Source organism: Pelagicoccus sp. SDUM812005, from assembly GCF_031127875.1.
GTDB lineage: Bacteria > Verrucomicrobiota > Verrucomicrobiia > Opitutales > Opitutaceae > Pelagicoccus.
The window spans coordinates 240,902-257,841 of record NZ_JARXIA010000007.1 but is presented as its reverse complement, the minus strand read 5'-3'; the positions used below and the strand labels follow the sequence as shown (position 1 = coordinate 257,841).

The 16,940-nt window shown below is 54.7% G+C and carries 10 protein-coding genes; 9 read left to right on the top strand and 1 reads right to left on the bottom strand.

Annotated elements, in window-relative coordinates:
* Positions 1-20: 20 nt before the first annotated feature.
* The 6 genes from QEH57_RS10810 to QEH57_RS10785 all read left to right on the top strand — a co-directional run bounded on the left by QEH57_RS10810 (position 21) and on the right by QEH57_RS10785 (position 10,324).
* Positions 21-1,526, top strand: a complete 1,506-nt coding sequence (locus QEH57_RS10810) for an arylsulfatase (protein ID WP_309006741.1) — start codon at positions 21-23, stop codon at positions 1,524-1,526.
* Positions 1,527-1,559: 33 nt separating this feature from the next.
* Positions 1,560-4,265 (top strand): alpha-L-rhamnosidase, encoded by a 2,706-nt coding sequence (locus QEH57_RS10805; RefSeq protein ID WP_191618717.1) that lies wholly within the window; start codon positions 1,560-1,562, stop codon positions 4,263-4,265.
* An 11-nt stretch (positions 4,266-4,276) separates the two neighbouring features.
* Complete coding sequence (locus tag QEH57_RS10800) at positions 4,277-5,710, top strand: MFS transporter (protein ID WP_309006740.1); 1,434 nt, start codon at positions 4,277-4,279, stop codon at positions 5,708-5,710.
* Positions 5,707-7,755, top strand: coding sequence for a DUF5722 domain-containing protein (locus tag QEH57_RS10795; RefSeq protein WP_309006739.1), 2,049 nt, complete (start codon positions 5,707-5,709; stop codon positions 7,753-7,755). Before QEH57_RS10800 ends, QEH57_RS10795 begins: the two co-directional genes overlap by 4 nt.
* 1,001 nt (positions 7,756-8,756) lie before the next feature.
* A complete protein-coding gene (locus tag QEH57_RS10790; protein WP_191618714.1) occupies positions 8,757-9,338 on the top strand; it encodes a nuclear transport factor 2 family protein in 582 nt (193 codons plus the stop codon).
* Complete coding sequence (locus QEH57_RS10785; protein ID WP_224772742.1) at positions 9,335-10,324, top strand: hypothetical protein; 990 nt, start codon at positions 9,335-9,337, stop codon at positions 10,322-10,324. Before QEH57_RS10790 ends, QEH57_RS10785 begins: the two co-directional genes overlap by 4 nt.
* Before the next feature lie 78 nt (positions 10,325-10,402).
* On the opposite strand, the gene QEH57_RS10780 is transcribed toward QEH57_RS10785, so the two are convergent.
* A complete protein-coding gene (locus QEH57_RS10780) occupies positions 10,403-11,443 on the bottom strand; it encodes a LacI family DNA-binding transcriptional regulator (RefSeq protein WP_191618713.1) in 1,041 nt (346 codons plus the stop codon).
* 176 nt (positions 11,444-11,619) lie between these two features.
* Between QEH57_RS10780 and QEH57_RS10775 the strand changes: the two genes are divergently transcribed.
* The 3 genes from QEH57_RS10775 (at position 11,620) to QEH57_RS10765 (ending at position 16,885) form a co-directional block, all read left to right on the top strand.
* Positions 11,620-13,401, top strand: coding sequence for a sulfatase (locus QEH57_RS10775; protein ID WP_191618712.1), 1,782 nt, complete (start codon positions 11,620-11,622; stop codon positions 13,399-13,401).
* An 86-nt stretch (positions 13,402-13,487) separates the two neighbouring features.
* On the top strand, positions 13,488-16,019 hold the full coding sequence (locus QEH57_RS10770) for an extracellular solute-binding protein (protein WP_309006738.1): 2,532 nt from the start codon (positions 13,488-13,490) through the stop codon (positions 16,017-16,019).
* Positions 16,020-16,078: 59 nt separating this feature from the next.
* Positions 16,079-16,885, top strand: a complete 807-nt coding sequence (locus tag QEH57_RS10765) for a carbohydrate ABC transporter permease (RefSeq protein ID WP_191618710.1) — start codon at positions 16,079-16,081, stop codon at positions 16,883-16,885.
* Positions 16,886-16,940 lie beyond the last annotated feature (55 nt).

The window sequence follows — 16,940 nt, the reverse complement described above, 5'->3', positions numbered from 1 at the left end:
AAACAGAAGCTCCAAACGTCTTGCTAATCGTCGCCGACGACATGGGCTACTCGGATGCAGGTTGCTTCGGCGGGGAAATCGATACGCCGAACTTGGATAAACTAGCCAAGGAAGGAATCCGTTTCGAACGATTCTACAACGGTGGGATGTGCGTAGCCTCGCGCACCTCCCTGCTGAGCGGACGCTGGTACACCGACGTCGGCCTCGGTATTCAGAAAGGAACGACACTTCCAGAAGTCCTGCGAATGGGCGGTTATCGCAACTATGCCATAGGCAAATGGCACTTGAAAGGAAACCCCGTCGATCGTGGCTTCCATCGGTTCTTCGGTTTCCTCGACGGTTTCTCCAGCTACTACGTTCCAAGCCCATACTACCGCCTAGATCACGACCCTATTCCGCAAAGCGACGGCCGGTTCTACTCCACCGAAGTATTCGCTAACTACGCCATCAACTTCATCACTCTACATCAGGAATCCACACCAAACGCCCCCTTCTTCGCTTATCTCGCATTTAACGCTCCCCATAATCCTCTCCAAGCTCCTCCCGAGGCTATCGCCAAGTACCGAGGCCGCTACCTTGAAGGATGGGAGGCAATCCGCAAACAACGCCACCAAAGACAAAAGCAACTTGGCTTAGTCCCACCCCATCAAGAGCTGCCTCCCTACCCTAGCAATTTGCCTCAATGGAGCGATTTGAGCGACGCCCAAAAGGACTTGGAGGACCTGCGCATGGCAACCTACGCCGCCATGATCGACATCATGGACCAAAACATCGGTCGCGTCCTGCAAACGCTCGACCACTTAGGCATCGACGACAATACCCTGGTGCTCTTCACCAGTGACAATGGAGCCGATCCATTCGCCTTACTCGACGAGATGCTGCTCTCTCAAGGACTGCTTCCTGGCGACAAGGGCAGTAACTTCCAGCCGGGATTTGGTTGGGCCTGGGCCGCCAACACTCCCCTTCGCCATTATAAGATCAGCCAACACGAAGGCGGCGTCGCCAGTGGACTCATTGCTCGATGGCCAGCGATGATTCGCTCCCAAGGACGTATTGAAAGAAACTATACACACATGGTCGATCTCATGCCGACCTTGCTCGAGCTGGCAGAGATTCCTCGCGAAACAGTCCCCTCCCCCATGGCGGGACATAGTTTCTCCGCCCTCCTCCACTCGGAGCAAGAGTCAACGGAGCGAGTTCACTTTTTCCAATTCCTAGACAATCGAGGCATCCGCAAAGGCCCATGGCGACTTTCCGAAGTGGATGGAAACGGTTGGGAACTTCACAACCTGATTACGGACCCGAATCAAGCTTACGACATCTCGGAAGAGAATCCCCACATCGTAGCAGAACTAGACCGACTTTGGGTGCAGTGGTGGAAACATTACCACGACGGAGCCGGCTACGTGCCTACGAGCAGCCAAAGCACTCCCCACTATCACCCTCAGGGAGATCGAGGAAGCGGGAAAGAGTACGTGCCGGCCGCTATGCCCGAATCACTTAAACATCGTTATCCAATTAACTGATACAACTTCCAAAAACCCTTTTTTCTAGACACCATGCCCGACCCGCAAAGCATCGCCCTTCCCATAAACCTCAAGGCCAACAGCCGCATAAACCCCATCGGTTTGGACGACTCGACGCCTCGTCTTTCCTGGCAGCTTGCCGACAAACGCTATGGAGCCGCCCAAAGTTCATACCAGATCCAAGCCAGCTCTCGGAAGGACGCATGGGACGCTTCGGACCTCCTCTGGGATACCGGACGCGTCCAAAGCGACCGGTCATTGCACCTTCCCTACGGGGGGCCGAACCTTCAGTCCGGACAACAAGTATTCTGGCGAACCCGCATCTGGGACGCCTGGAAAAAGGTCGGTCCTTGGAGCGAGGTCGCCTCCTTCGAAACGGGACTGCTTCACGCGGAAGATTGGAAAGCAAAGTGGATCGGCCTGAAAGACGAGGGAGCGAAAGAAAGCGTCCCTTGCCCGCACCTGCGCAAGGAATTCAGCTTAGACACCCCCATCGCTAGCGGCCGCCTCTACGTTTCCGCCAGAGGCGTCTGCCAACTTTTCGTCAACGGCAAACCGGTCACCGCAGATCGCTTCGCCCCTGGATGGACCGAGTACGACAAGACCTTGCACACATTCTCCTACGATGTGACGGAGCTCTTGGAAACAGGAGCGAATGCGATCGGCATCATACTCGCCGACGGCTGGTTTCGAGGAAATCTCTTCCACCCTACAATCCGCGCCAACTACGGCGATCAGCTCAGCGCCCTTGCTCAACTGGAGATCGTCGACGCCCAAGGAAAAACGCATTCCGTCGTCACCGATGAAAGCTGGAAAAGCGCCACCGGCCCTTATCTCGCCGCTGACATCTACGATGGCGAGACTTACGACGCCCGAAAACAAATGCCAGGGTGGAGCTCACCCGGCTTCAAAGCTTCAGGATGGAAAAAAGCGACCTGTTACCCAGCTCCCGAAGCAACGCTCAAGCCGCGCATCGGACCGCCGGTGCGAGTCCAGGAGACGCTCAAACCACAGAGCACCAAACGCAGCGGTCCCAACTCCTACATTGCCGACTTCGGGCAAGTGATTACAGGCGTGGCTCGCATAAAGGTCAGGGAAGGCAAAGGGAAGAAGATTACCCTTCAATTCGCCGAAATGCTCAACCCCGACGGTTCTCTCTACCGAGAAAACCTTCGCTATGCCAAAGCGACCGACCACTACGTTTGCCGAGGCGAAGGGACCGAGACCTACGAGCCGCTCTTCACGTATCACGGATTTCGCTACATGGAAATCTCCGGTGTCAGCTCCAAGCCGACACCTGCATCCCTGCAGGCTCTGGTCCTGCACAGCGACATGGAAGCCACCGGATCTTTCCAATGCTCGCATCCAGACATAAACCAGCTGCAGAGCAACATAGTCTGGGGGCAAAAAGGAAACTTCCTCGAACTCCCCACCGACTGCCCACAACGCGATGAACGCTTAGGTTGGACGGGCGACGCCCAGGTATTCGCCCCCACCGCCAACTTCAACTTCGACACCTCAACCTTTTTCCGCGAATGGATTCGCACCCTCGTCGACAGCCAAGCCCCAGACGGATCCTTCCCCGACATCTCGCCAGACCTTTTCGCCAGCAATACCAAGCGCCCCTTTTCCATTCCCTTGGTTTCAGAACATTTCGGAAACGCAGGCTGGGCTGACGCCGGCGTCATCTGTCCATGGGAAACCTATTTGTCCTTTGGTGACAAATCGATACTGGAAGACAACTACGACGCAATGAGCGCCTGGATAGACTACCAGGAATCGACTTCGCACGAGCTAATTCGTCCGGTCACAGTCTACGGCGACTGGCTCGCCCCAGATGCCCCTCGCCCCGAGTGGGCTCCTACACCTTCCGATTTGATCGGAACCGCCTACTTCGCTCGCACCACAGAGATCATGATCGATGTTGCGAAGCTCCTAGGACGCCCCGACGACCAGAGCCGCTTCGAAAAGCTCCACCAAAATATCAAGCTCGCTTTCCGCAACGCTTTCACGGCACCGTCGGGCCTGCTAGTGGGCGACACCCAAACCGCCTACCTAATGGCCCTAGCCTTCGACTTGCTCGAAGGGGAGCAACGCAGTCGCGCAATCGAGCGTCTCCTACACACCATTGAGCGACGCGGCAACCACCTTTCAACCGGATTCCTCGGTACGCCACTTCTTTGTCCCACACTCAGCAAGGTCGGACACTCGGACATGGCCTACCGCGTGCTGATGCAAAAAACCTATCCCGGCTGGCTATTCCCTGTCAGCAACGGAGCGACAACTATGTGGGAGCGCTGGGACAGCTGGACTCCCGAAAAAGGTTTCGGAGACACCGGCATGAATTCATTCAACCACTACGCCTACGGGGCGATCGGCCAGTGGTTGTACAATACAGTAGGAGGCATATCCCAAGAATCCGGTAGCAGCGCCTACAAGCGTATCCTCTTCACCCCTACCCCCGGCAACGGAATAAACTGGGCCAAGACCTCGCTCAAGTCTCCCTACGGACTGATCCGTTGCGAGTGGAAACAAAGCGAAGGATATTTCGCGATGGAGGTGGAAATTCCCCCAAACTCGGTTGGAGAAGTACACATTCCGGCCCGCGATCACAGTGCCGTCGAATACCTGTCGGAAGAAACCTGGGATCGTGTCCATACCCGTCCCTACCGATACGAGAAACAACACGGAATCTACGCCCTCCCCGCCGGCGTCTACAAGTTTAAGTCGCAACTCTAACCCCTTCGTTCGTGCCCAATACCTCAATACCTAAGAACGAACGCGTATCGCTCGGCACCAAGATATTCTGGGGCTTTGGCGGCCTCGCCGACAACTTCATGTTCAATACCCTCAACGCCCTCGGCTTACTCATTTACGTGAAGTTCTTCGAGATGCCAAACCTTCTGGCCGGCGTAGCGCTCGCGGTGCCCCGCTTCATGGACGCCATAACCGATCCACTTATCGGCAACTGGTCCGACAACTGCCGCAGTCCCAAAGGGCGCCGGATCCCCTTCATGCTCTGGGGCGTGATCTCTTGCGCCCTGATCCTGCCTTTTCTTTGGACGCCTCCTTACCTGGAGACCATAGACAATCCATGGTACAGCAACGCTCCCTTCTGGTACCTCACCCTCGTAGGCAGCGCCCTCGCCTTTTTCTATACCCTGTTTGTGGTACCCTACACAGCGTTAGGCTTCGAGCTCACGCCCAACTACGACGAACGCACTCGGGTCGTGGCATGGCGCATGTACATCGGGCTGGCCGGGAGCTTGGGCTCGTTCTCCCTCTACAAGCTCATCAACCTCGATGTATTCAACAATCAGGGACAGGGTGCCTTCTGGGTCAGCATCGGAATAAGCGTGATCGTACTCGCGTCTGGGATGATTCCAGTGGCTTTCGTTAAGGAGAATCAAAAGGTGAGGATTCCCGACCCCATCAAAATCGGTCCCGCCTTCGCCACCGCTCTCAAAAACAAGAACTTTCTCATCCTCTTCTTCGCATACGTCATCATCGTAGTAGCCACGATATCCGGCGGATCTGTTCTGCCTTTGCTCATGATCCCATATGTGCTCGACGGTAGCGACAAGGCTTGGGGAGACCTTTCGCTCGTGCTAGGATTCCTATCGGTCGGTATGTCGTACGTCAGCCTTTTCCTCATCGGATGGATTTCGAGAAAATGGAGCAAGAGCATCGCCATGAGCGTCGGCATCGCTTTCGCCTTAGTGGGAACAGCCCTGCTCTGGCCTGCCATCGATCCAAGGTGGCCCTGGGCCCTCTACATAACCTCCATCATCGCATTCCTCGGCTTTCAAGGTTGCTGGCTCATGGTCGACACGATCACCGCCGATATCTGCGACGAGGACGAGCTCATAACCGGTCGACGTCGCGAAGGCATGTTTAGCGCTGTCAAGGGCTTCACCTTGAAACTAGCCATCACCATTACCTCCCTAGTGGGCGGAGGCATCCTCCAGATCTCCGGCTACGACGCAAAGGACATTAAGGAAAACGGCATCACACCAGATGTCGTATTCGACATGAAACTACTGATCGTTGGAACCCAATGCGCCGGACTGCTCGCCGCCCTTATCATAATGATCTACTATCCACTCACCCGAAAACAAGCGGAACGAAACCGCGAACTGCTCAAGATACGTCACACTAACAAACAACTCGCCCACACCCAATGATTCCGCTCAAAGCTTACCTACGCAGCGCCCACCTTTTTCTCTCCATCTTCGCACACTTCCACGCAAATGCCGCCTCCCCAGTGATCTCCGCGAGAGCAGATCAAATCGAAATCAGCCTTCCGTTGGAACTGCAAGGACAGGGCATCGAGGTCACCGTTCGCCTGCCCTACCAAACAGAAGAACAAACGTTCACGGTCTGGAAGGGACAAGCGTCTCCATCCGTAACATTCAATCGAATACAAGAAGGATACGACCTTTACTACGGACGCTTCAATATAGTCGTCGCTAATAGTCGCGAAACGCTGGACGCAAATCGCTGGGTGACCGACACGTCCCTACTCGGGGCGGCGACCTTTGCGATTCCCCACCCCAGCAACAAGAAAGGACTCAACAGCGCCGTAGGGCTGGAAGACCCGATTGCCCTAGGAGCCAGCCATATCGTCGAAAACATATCCATCGATCAACTCATTGACCTAGAATCGAAAAACAGTCCCTATCAAGTCACGGTCGACGCTAAGACCGTTCACTTCCGAGCATCCTATGTTGAAAACTTGGATACGCGGCTCAAAGCCTTTCATCAGGCCGGCATCCGCACCTTGGGAATCCTTCTCAAAACCATTAAATGGCAAGGCTCCCGCAACGACAGCCCTCTCACCCACCCACGCTCCGAGATCAACAACCCCCACGCCCTTATCGGAGCCTTCAACCTAACGAACGAAGAGGGCTACTTGTACTATCGGGCCGCACTCGAGTTCCTCGCATCGCGCTACACCCGCGAAGATGCCAAGTTCGGAATTCTCGCCGGCATGATCGTTGGAAACGAAGTGCAGAGTCACTCCGTTTGGTACAACATGGGCCCCGCCTCCATCGAGGAAGTTACCGACAACTACCACCGAGCCGTACGCATCGCCGAACTCGCAGGCAAACAGGCTCACTCGGATTGGCGCGTCTTCGTTTCCCTAACACACCACTGGCATGCCATGGCAACTCCCGGATCCCCCGAACGCGGCTTTAGCGGCCGCGGCTTCATCGACGCCTTTGGCAAACTCTCCAAGAAGTCCGGCGACTTCCCCTGGGGAGTCGCTTGGCACCCGTACCCAGAAGACCTCTTCGAGCCCGCCTTCTGGCTTAATTTTTCGGCAATGCCCTACTTCGACAGTCCGCTCGTCACCATGAAGAACTTGGAGGTACTCGTCGCTTACCTGAAGCAACCACACCTCCGCTTCGGCCACCAAACCCGCGAAATCGTTCTGAGCGAGCAAGGATTCCACGGCCCCGCTGGAGCGGAGCCAGAACTCAAGCAAGCCGTCGCCCTCGCCTACGCACTCGAGCTCGTTCAACAGATTCCTGAAATAACCGCCTTTCACTTGCATCGCCACGTGGACCATCCGCACGAAGGCGGTCTCATGCTCGGCCTGCGGCGTCACGGGCCCAAAGGAGCCGAGGACATCGGCCCCAAGAAACCCTCCTACAGCGTTTTCAAAGCCTTTGGCGAAAAGAACTGGTTAGAGGAAACTCAGTTCGCCCTCGACTACCTCGATCGCGATTCCTGGGAAAAGCTCTACCCTGGCCCCGAAAGCGTAGGCCTCGCTCAACCTAACTCCAACGAAAGCGGCATCATCGACCTGTATCGACTTTTCGTGGACGCAAATGTGGCAAATGCGCTAGACGCGAAATCCGCCTCCTTCCTCAAATCCGCCGGCTGGCTCGCGCCCTCTATCTTCGTCCATCCGAAAGATGGAGTCCCAGCCTCCATCAGCTGGCAGATTGAACTCCCAGAAATCGACGAAAATCAAAGCTTAGCCCTGACCTTCGGTACCGGAATCGCCCACGAAAGCTCAAACGGAGTAACCTTCTCGGTTCAACTTGATGGCAGGGAAGTTTACCGTCAGGAAAAGACAGACGGAACCTATACGTCCCACCTTGTTGACCTCACAGGCAAAGCCGGCAGCAGTCGCGAACTCAGCCTCATCATTGACCCCGGTGCAGACATCGAATACGATTGGGCCCACTGGGTCGAACCCATCATTCGCATCCAGAACTAACTGTATTGTTTTCTAATTGAAAGCATAGTTGCACATACTTCGTTCAGGCTAAACACATTAACTATACTCGTTTCGAGTCTTACAATTTAACTCAAATCCTTTCACATCCACTATTTGGAAATGGTAGAAAAACCGCAGCGTAAACGTTGCGGTTTTTTTATATACAACCCCGTCGCCTAAAAGGATGAAACCCGATAAGGTACGACAGCCTCCACGGAATGGAGGGAAAGCCAAGCCGGACTCGCTCCCAAATCTAAACCTAGTTTTGAGAGACCTTTTCAGCAAATTCGGAGTTCAGCGAAGAGTTACCAACAAGGAGCGAAAAATCACCCGGCTCTACCTGCCAAGATCCACTAGATACATCTCGGAAAGCAAACCCTCTCTAATTCAGTTCAAAGGTGACCGGCGCCGACCCACCTGCCTGGAGATGAACCTTCTCAACCCCCTTTAGGTCTCTTTCAGGTCGCTCGACCGCAGACTCGTTATTGTGGACGTGGAACCGTTGCCCTCCAGAAGTCGTGAGCTTTTGCGGCCGGATCTCTACGGACTTTCATGCACACCGATAATAAGGTGCGCATCCGCTAAGATTCCTCTCACAAGGTTCGAGATTGCCTGCCAGAACAGCTCGGGACTAGGGAAAATCGAATACGAGAAGGTCCTCGATTAGCGGTACGAAAAGACTTCAGGCGACTCCGATTTTTATCCTATACGGTTGGCCCATTACTACCCTCATCGGGCACGACGGCTGGGCAAACCACCCACGCGACAAAGCCGATAAAAGTCCCGGCGGACCAATCGACTTCCGACTGGTCGAACACTTGAAGGAGCTCAGCAAAGGGAAGCTCGCCGAGAGCGGCGAGCAGGCTGCCAAGCAAAGGTATTCGAGGTCATGTAATTCGGATAAGGACAGTCAGGCGCTAACCGCCTAGCAAAGAACCAATTCTAGACCAAATCTGGAGAGCTCAAATGCTCCGAACCAAACTGCCCGAAGGCTTCTCCCTATGAAGTTATCCCATTTGCTTGCTTTGCTATTGCCTGCAGTCTCCGCGGTGCCCTGTCCAGCGAGCCCGCTCGACAATCCCCACCCTTCCAGGATAGATGCAAGCGAGCGCTTGCAAATTCGCCAATCGATTCGCGCCGCCGACTTGGAGACAAAAATCAACTACCTCGTCGATCGTAGCGAATTGTTAGACCTGATCATGGCATACGGATACAGCGTGGACCTGCGAGACTGGGAGCTGCACCGATCCCTTTTTCTCGACAATTACCACGACGGTTCATCCGGAACTTTCAAATCCGCGTCCGCAAATCGTCGGATCGAATTGCTGGAAACCTTCTTTGAAACCTTCGAAGGAACCCAGCACCTAAGCGTCCCAATATTCATTCGGATCGACGGAGACGAGGCATTCGTTATCACCACTCTCAACACTCGCCACTTCCACTCGGATGGTACTCCGGAAAAGAATACGCTTCTCACCGGACAATACGAATTTACGTGCAAACGCACCGAATACGGCTGGAGAATTTCCCACATCAACCTGGTCAACCGAAAGAAGCTTTCCCAGCCCGCCTATCAACCATGACTCGAAGAACCTCAATCGAAACGAATTTCATTCCCTTAAAGCGACTGGTACTGGCTACCATCGCGCTGACGATAGTGGCGAAGCTCCCCGCCATCCCCGAGCGGAAAGAGGATCTCCTCACCATCGCGAACGGGCAGGTAAAAATCGGGATCGATCGCGAAAAAGGAGGCTCCATCACCTACATTTCATCGGCCGGGTATTCGCGGAACATCGTCAACTACCGCGACCCGGGGCGCCTGATCCAACAGTCCTACTACGCTGGCATTCGTCGCGACCGGCGGCAGGAGGGACAAGGCAAACACTGGTCCCCGTGGTCTTGGAATCCCATACAAGGAGGTGGCATCGGCTCCTGGGCCGAGGTGACGGCATTCGAGCGCCTGAACGAACACACTCTCTACAGCGAGACGATCCCAAACCTTTGGGACATGCCCAACGAACCCGCCGCGGCTCTCATGAAGCAATGGACGCGATTCGAAGAAGGTTTGCCCAACACTATCGTAGTGCAGTGCGAACTACAGTGCGATCGTGATGAGAATGACCCTTGGGGCCCAGCTGTGGCCAATCCTCAAGAAGTTCCCGCCTGCTACTTCACCCGAAACTTTCACATCGCCAAGTCTTACCTCGGCGACGGCGAATGGCAGCTCGAAACCGATCCTCCAGGCTTGCCCTGGACCAAGGCAAGCCCCCCACTGCAAGCGATGGCCTTCTTCGAAGAAAGCGGCCAAGGAATTGCGGTCTTCAGCCCAACCGCGGGCAAGTCATGGAATTTCGGCTCCAGCGGCGGACCTAACAATATAGAAGACCCAACTTCAACTTACACGATGCATGTCGCGCCAGTCGTGCGCGTAAACCTCGGTCCTAAGTCCAACTTCAATTATCGCTACTGGCTTGTCCTTGGCACAGAAACGGAAATAGCAGCGAGTCTCGACGTATTGATAGAAAAATACGAAAACGAAGAATATGAGCTAACAAACAGCTCTAACTGAAGATTCGCGGATCATCTCCAGCGCTCATTCAAGAAATACCAAGAGCTCTGCCTTAGCGACTCACCCCGGCAGTGACTCTCAATCCCTACCGATAAACGGCAGGGTCTTGCCGTCATGCCATTCGCATTTGACGATGACTGTTTCCGGGTTATCCGGCAGTCCTTGCTGGTTTTTCCGGAATTGCTCCGAGAGCAGGTCAACAGCGGCCGCCGCGATCCCCTCCGGCTTGATATCCACACCTGCCACCTCCGAGTTTGGATCGTGCATTTCCAAAGCGATGAATGCGACGTCATCCGGAACACTGATATTGTATTTGTTCAACAACTTCAACCCAGGCGGTTCATGGCCGATGATAACATCTGGCTTGTATTCATCGAACCAGACACGAATTGCGTCCGTGTCCTCGAAACCAAACTTGCAAACTGGAATCCGCTCCGCGAGATCCAAGCGGCTTTGGGCAAGGTAGTAGGCCGCCTCCCAACTGTGCTCTGCGCGCTTTGAGGAGGATTCACGCAGCATCAACCCGGGGCGTTTGTATCCATAATTCCTAGCTTGATCCATAGCCATCAACATTCCCTGGTGCAAGTCGCCCTCAGCCGAATACAGATGCGGCCACTCCAGCGACTTGCCGATGACCGATACCGCGAACTGACTGAAGTCGAAGTCGATACGCGTAGGATCCTTGCCATAATCGAGCATCAGCACGATACCATCGATGCCTCTCGAGTAGATGATTTCCGCTAGACGCCGGCTCGACATGCCCGGCTCCGCCATCCAAAACGCTTCGAAGCCGCAACCCAAGCTCTCGGCTTGGGACTTCACTCCATTGTAGAAGCGATTCATGAGCCCGTTCGCCTTCCACGGCGGAGGTCCGTTGACCTCCGGCGCGCTGACCATGGCGATGCGCCTGAGATGTCCATCCGTTCCCGACTTGGCGATGTGTGACATGACCTGGGCCACCTTCATGTCCCTCACATACCCCATCTCCTTGGCTGCCGCTTGGATCTTATCGCGTTGAGCTTTCGAAACGCCTGCGGCGTTGCGTAGAGCGGCGGAGACCGTTGTTCGCGACACGCCGCAAACTTTAGCAATATCTCTGATCGTAACTTTGGAGGGCATCGTTCGGGGGTATCAAAAAGCCTAGAAAAGCCTAGAAAATTGTAGCGATCCAGCTCCAGCCCAAGGCGACCTGACAGTCAAGCTCTCCTTAGGTCGCCGCCGACATGAAGCTGAGCCTAATATTGAGCCAACCTTACGATTAATAATTCTGCGGTGCCTCGAGGCATTCGTACTCTATGAAGCAAGCCCCTACCCCCAAAAACCTGGTCTTCATCCTCGCGGACGACCTCGGCTGGATGGACACCGAACCTTACGGCAGCACTTTCTACCAGACGCCCAACATCAACCGTATCGCCGCCAAGGGCATGAAGTTCACCGACGCCTACTCGGCCAGTCCGCTCTGCTCTCCGACCCGAGCCAGCATTCTTACGGGTCGCAATCCAGGACGCCTGCACTTCACGATGCCCACTGGGCACGAGATTCCAGAGATTCTGGAAGGACGAGAGCACAAGACCGCCCCGGCCGACCAGCGCGCTGCCGCTCCCACCCCCATCAACCGTCTCAGCCTCGACTACCGCACCATCGGAGCAGACCTCAAAAAGGCCGGCTACCACAATGCCCTTATGGGCAAGTGGCACCTTGGGCACGCTCCCCATATTCCGGAAAATTTCGGCTTCGATACCGTAGTCGGCGGGCGCCACCATTCCGGGCCACCTACCCCAGGCAACTTTTTCGCCCCCTGGGATTGCGACACCCTGCCCGAGGTCGAAGAAGGGACCCATATCACCGACGTGCTCGGAGACCAAGCAGTCAAATTTATCGAGGACAAGCGCTCCGACCCGTTCTTCCTCTGCCTCTGGCTCTACGACGTTCACGCCCCCTTTCAATCCAAGCCGGATCTCAAAGCCAAATACGAGAAAAGAGTGGACGACGCAGAACGCCAACGAAACCCCAACATGGGAGCAATGGTCGACATTCTCGACCAAAACGTAGGCAAAGTGCTGGACGCCCTGGAACGGCTCGGACTGCAAGAGGACACCATAGTCGTCTTCACCTCGGACAACGGAGGCAATATGTACGACGTGGTCGAAGGCACCTACCCCACCAGCAATTTCCCGCTGCGCTCGGGCAAAGGCAACAACTACGAAGGCGGGGTGCGTATCCCGCTAATCGTGCATTGGCCTGGCGTAGCAGAAAGGCCTACAGTCAACGATTCCGTCGTTTCTACCACCGACTTCTATCCCACATTTCTCGAAATGCTCGGGCAAGCGCCAGCGCCCGAAGCTCACTTGGACGGAGTTAGCTTCGTTCCCGCCTTGCGGTCGCAACCCCACGACCGAGGGCCGCTCTTCTCCCATTTCCCCCACTTCGTGCCCGCGACTATGAACCTCCCCAACACTTCCGTCCGGAAAGGTTCTTGGAAACTGTATCGATTCTACCACGACACAAGCGACCAAAAGCATCGCTACGAGCTCTACAATCTCGCGGAGGACATCGGGGAGCAAAACGATTTGTCCGGCCAACGTAACGACATCGTGGAAGAGCTGGACGCTTTAATCGAACAAAACCTACAAGCCAGCCAATGCTTGCTGCCCCACCCCAACGCTGACTACAAAGGCAACGTCGCCGGAGTTTGGATCGGCAGTGAAAGCGCCAAAGTCCAGTCCCAAAAGGGCGGTATGCAAGTCGACTACAACGGAGAGGATCCTAGCGTCACTACCAGAGTGACCCCTTCCCTCTTCGAGCCGGGAATACTGCGCTTCTCCTGCGAGACTACGGAAGAAATCTCCATCGCCGTCTCCTTCACCGACGGGCAAGAGCGCGTCAGGCTCCAGCCCATCGAACTGAGCTCGCCCTGCCTCAGGCAGCATTGCGAGATAGACCTTCCGGTGGAGACCGCTCTCTCGAAGCTCTCGCTGCACCTCTCCCCGGGCAATGGCCGCGTACGATTCGAGTCCATCGAGCTGTGGACCCCAAAACAAGAACTGCTGACCAAATACGAATTCCCTTCCAGTTGATAGCGGACGCATAAAGACAAAACTGTCCTCGAAAATACAATCGAGGCTCCCCACCTTCGGCCCTGTTCTTGAGAAAATGCACCCCGATGGTTTCCATACTCCAGCTATCCCTATCAAGAGTAGTTCTCGTCTTCACGATGCTTGCCTGCTGGCTGCCCGCTACGCTAGCAGGGCGAAGCGCCTCACTTCTGCCCGCTAAAAAAGAGACCATCCGCTTCGCCACGGACCGTACAAACTACAAAGCCGCGTTCGAGGAGATAGCCCGACGATACGAAGCGCTCCATCCGAACGTTGAGATCGAACTAACCTTCACCACCGGCAACCAGCTCGCAACGTACGTCCGCACGCGCGAGGCCGCCGGCCTCGAGCTGATGCCGGACATCTACAATGGGAACATGACCAAGGGCTACGACGCCCTCGGAAAATGGGTAGCCCTCACTCCCTACCTCGAGCAAACCAATCCCTACACCGGGAAAAAGTTCATCGATTCCTTTCGCGAGCTGAACGTGTATGAATTCGATAACTACGGCGGCGAGCTCTACATGCTCCCTTTGGACCTCATCTCCGTAGGGATCTACTACAACAAGGACATATTCGAAGAGCTGGAGTTACGCGAACCGCAAAGCTGGAATGAACTGCTGGATACCTGCCGCGCCATCAAGGCAGCAGGATACACTCCCTTTTCGATGCCGGGCGATTTCAGCTCCATCTGGGCAGGAAACATCGGATGGCTGGTGAGGGCCTTGAACGACGCCTACCTCCGGGACAAGATTCCACTACTCGCAGCGCAGCCTGGGGACTGGGACTTCGATCCCATCGCTCATTCAGATTTTACCTATGACCCCGCCAATCCCTTCTTCGACCGACAAATTCCCCTCAACGCCGAGAGAGTGATCAACGGGATAGAAAGCGGTAAAATCGATTTTAGATCAGAAGCATTCCGCCGCATTTACCTGAGACTGCAAGAGCTCTCCCAATTCTTTCAGAAAGGGTACATCGGATCTGACATCGCATCCGCTCAGAACGCCTTCATGAGACAGGAAGCAGCAATGATGCTAGCGGGTAGCCAATTCATTTTCACCCACGACCAGTACCAAAAAAACTCGGCCCCGGACCGCCGGTTCAAAACCGGAGTCATGTGGCTACCCCCCATTCAAGACGACCCTCTGGTAAGCGGGCCCATTCGCGGGTTCTTCAATGGCGGCACCCTACTCTCGGTAACGAAGAAGCCAGACCCTGAACACGAAAGACGGGTAATGGACTTTCTAATGTTCATCGCGACTCCCGAGTCCGGGCAACTCCTTCACGATCTGACTTTAGAAAACGGATACAATCTAAGCGGACCTCTCACGATCAAAGGAGTAACGATGCTCCCTGGCCTCGAAGAACAGTACCAAGCCTTCGGCGGAAACGGCGTTGTAAAACTGGAGTTTCGCGGACTCTTCGACGAACAAAAAAGCGTGGGCGACTTCGTCGTTCACCTCCAGGACTACTTGGGAGGACGCACCGACCTTGATCGTTTCCTCGAAGCTTACGATCGTTCCATGAAAGAAGCAGTACTGCGTCTGCGGGCGAACTATCAATACGACCTCGACCCCACCACTCGCGACTTCTTACCCGTCAGGGAACGGAAAACCGACGCATGGAACCCCTTCGACAATGGACTGCTAGCGATTGCGATACTCCTATCCGCCTACTGCGTATTCGCGTTTGCCAACATACTTAAGGCAAAATCCGAACATCGCCCCAAGGCCACAATCGGCTTTATGCTCCTCACCCCAACAATCCTGCTCCTTCTCGTATTCAACTACTGGCCGGCGATCTCCAGTATCTACTTTTCACTTACAGATTGGTCCAGCTGGCGATATCCCAACTTCATAGGACTAAAAAACTTTTCACGAGTGCTACAGGACGACCAATTCCTTTTTGGCTTGCTGAACATGCTAATACTCCTGATCGCGAGCGTGATCAAAGCAACCGTGTTCCCCTTTTTTGCTGCCCAGCTGCTACTATGCGTTTCCAACACGAGGGTTCAGCGTATTTTCCGCGGGATCTTGCTCTTTCCCACGCTCGTTCCCGCCATCGTCATCGTGCTCATCTGGAAAAACCTCTACAATCCTACCAGCGGCTTGATTAACCAAACGCTCGTCGCCATCGGAGCAGAAACTTTTGCCAGCAGCTGGCTAGGAGAACACTCGCTCGCGCTCGCCTCAATCATCTTCATGGGATTCCCATGGGTCGGAGCGATCGGACTACTCATCTACCTAGCCTCCTTGATGAATATTTCAGACGACATAAAGGATGCCTATGCCTTGGAATCGGACAGCACCCTCGCCCGAATCCGAAATATAGACATTCCCCTGGTCAGAAGCGAAACACGACTCTTAATTATCCTAGCCGTGATCGGCTCCATCCAAGAAATCCAAGCAATCTTGTTGATGACAGGAGGCGGCCCCGGGCTCTCCACTCACGTCCCTGCCTACTCAATGTACAAAGAGGCCTTCCTGTACGGAAACTTCGGATACGGTGCAGCCATAGGAACAGTCCTGTTCCTTTTTATTCTTTGCGTCACCCTCTTGAACTTGAAATTCCTGAAAAAGTCGGAGGGATACTCATGAAAGCATCAAGGGAAAAGGGGATTTCACCTGCAACGGCCATTGTCCTTTCCGCTATGGCCATGATAACCATAGCGCCCTTCCTGATGACAATCCTGCTTTCCGTCAAAAGCTCGGACGAGGTGATCCACGACTTTTGGGCGCCGCCCGAGGAAATCCGCTGGGACTTCTTCGCCCAAGCACTCGGTTTTATTCAGCACTCGATTTTCAACAGCGCCATTACCGCTAGCGTTAGCGTCATCCTACTAGCGTTCCTGTCCAGTCTTAGCGGATACGTTTTCGCCCGTATTCAGTTCCCCGGGAAAGAACTCATCTACCTGCTCATACTCGCCCTTATGATGGTACCCGGAATCTTAACGCTGATACCTATGTTCCTGTGGTACAAGCAATTCCCATTCGTGGGCGGAAACGATTGGCTTGGGCAAGGTGGTCATGGGTTTCTCAATACACCCTGGGTGCTGCTGGTACACTACATAGCAGGAGGTCAAGTCCTAGGGATAATCCTCTGCCGCACCTATATCGAGAACTTGCCCCAATCCCTTTTCGACTCCGCTCGGATCGATGGAGCGAGCGAGCTGCAAATTTACCGCAGCATAGCCCTCCCTCTCTGCCTCCCCGTGATTGCAACCGTGAGCATCCTGAGCTTCGTCGGAATCTACAACGACTATATGTGGCCACTCATCACCATCGACGCCCCCAACTTGCAAACCTTCACTCTCCGTGTAACTCAATACAGTTCCGAACACGCCCAGGAACACGGCCCCGAATTCGCTAGCTATATCATCGGCTCAATTCCGCTCATCATCGTGTTCGCCTTTGGCATGAAGTATTACGTAAACGGGATTACCAAAGGCTCCATCAAGGGATAAGCCTCCCCTTCCTCGATTTACCTGACAGTCTCGTTAGGGCGAGTTTGTCGTTAGA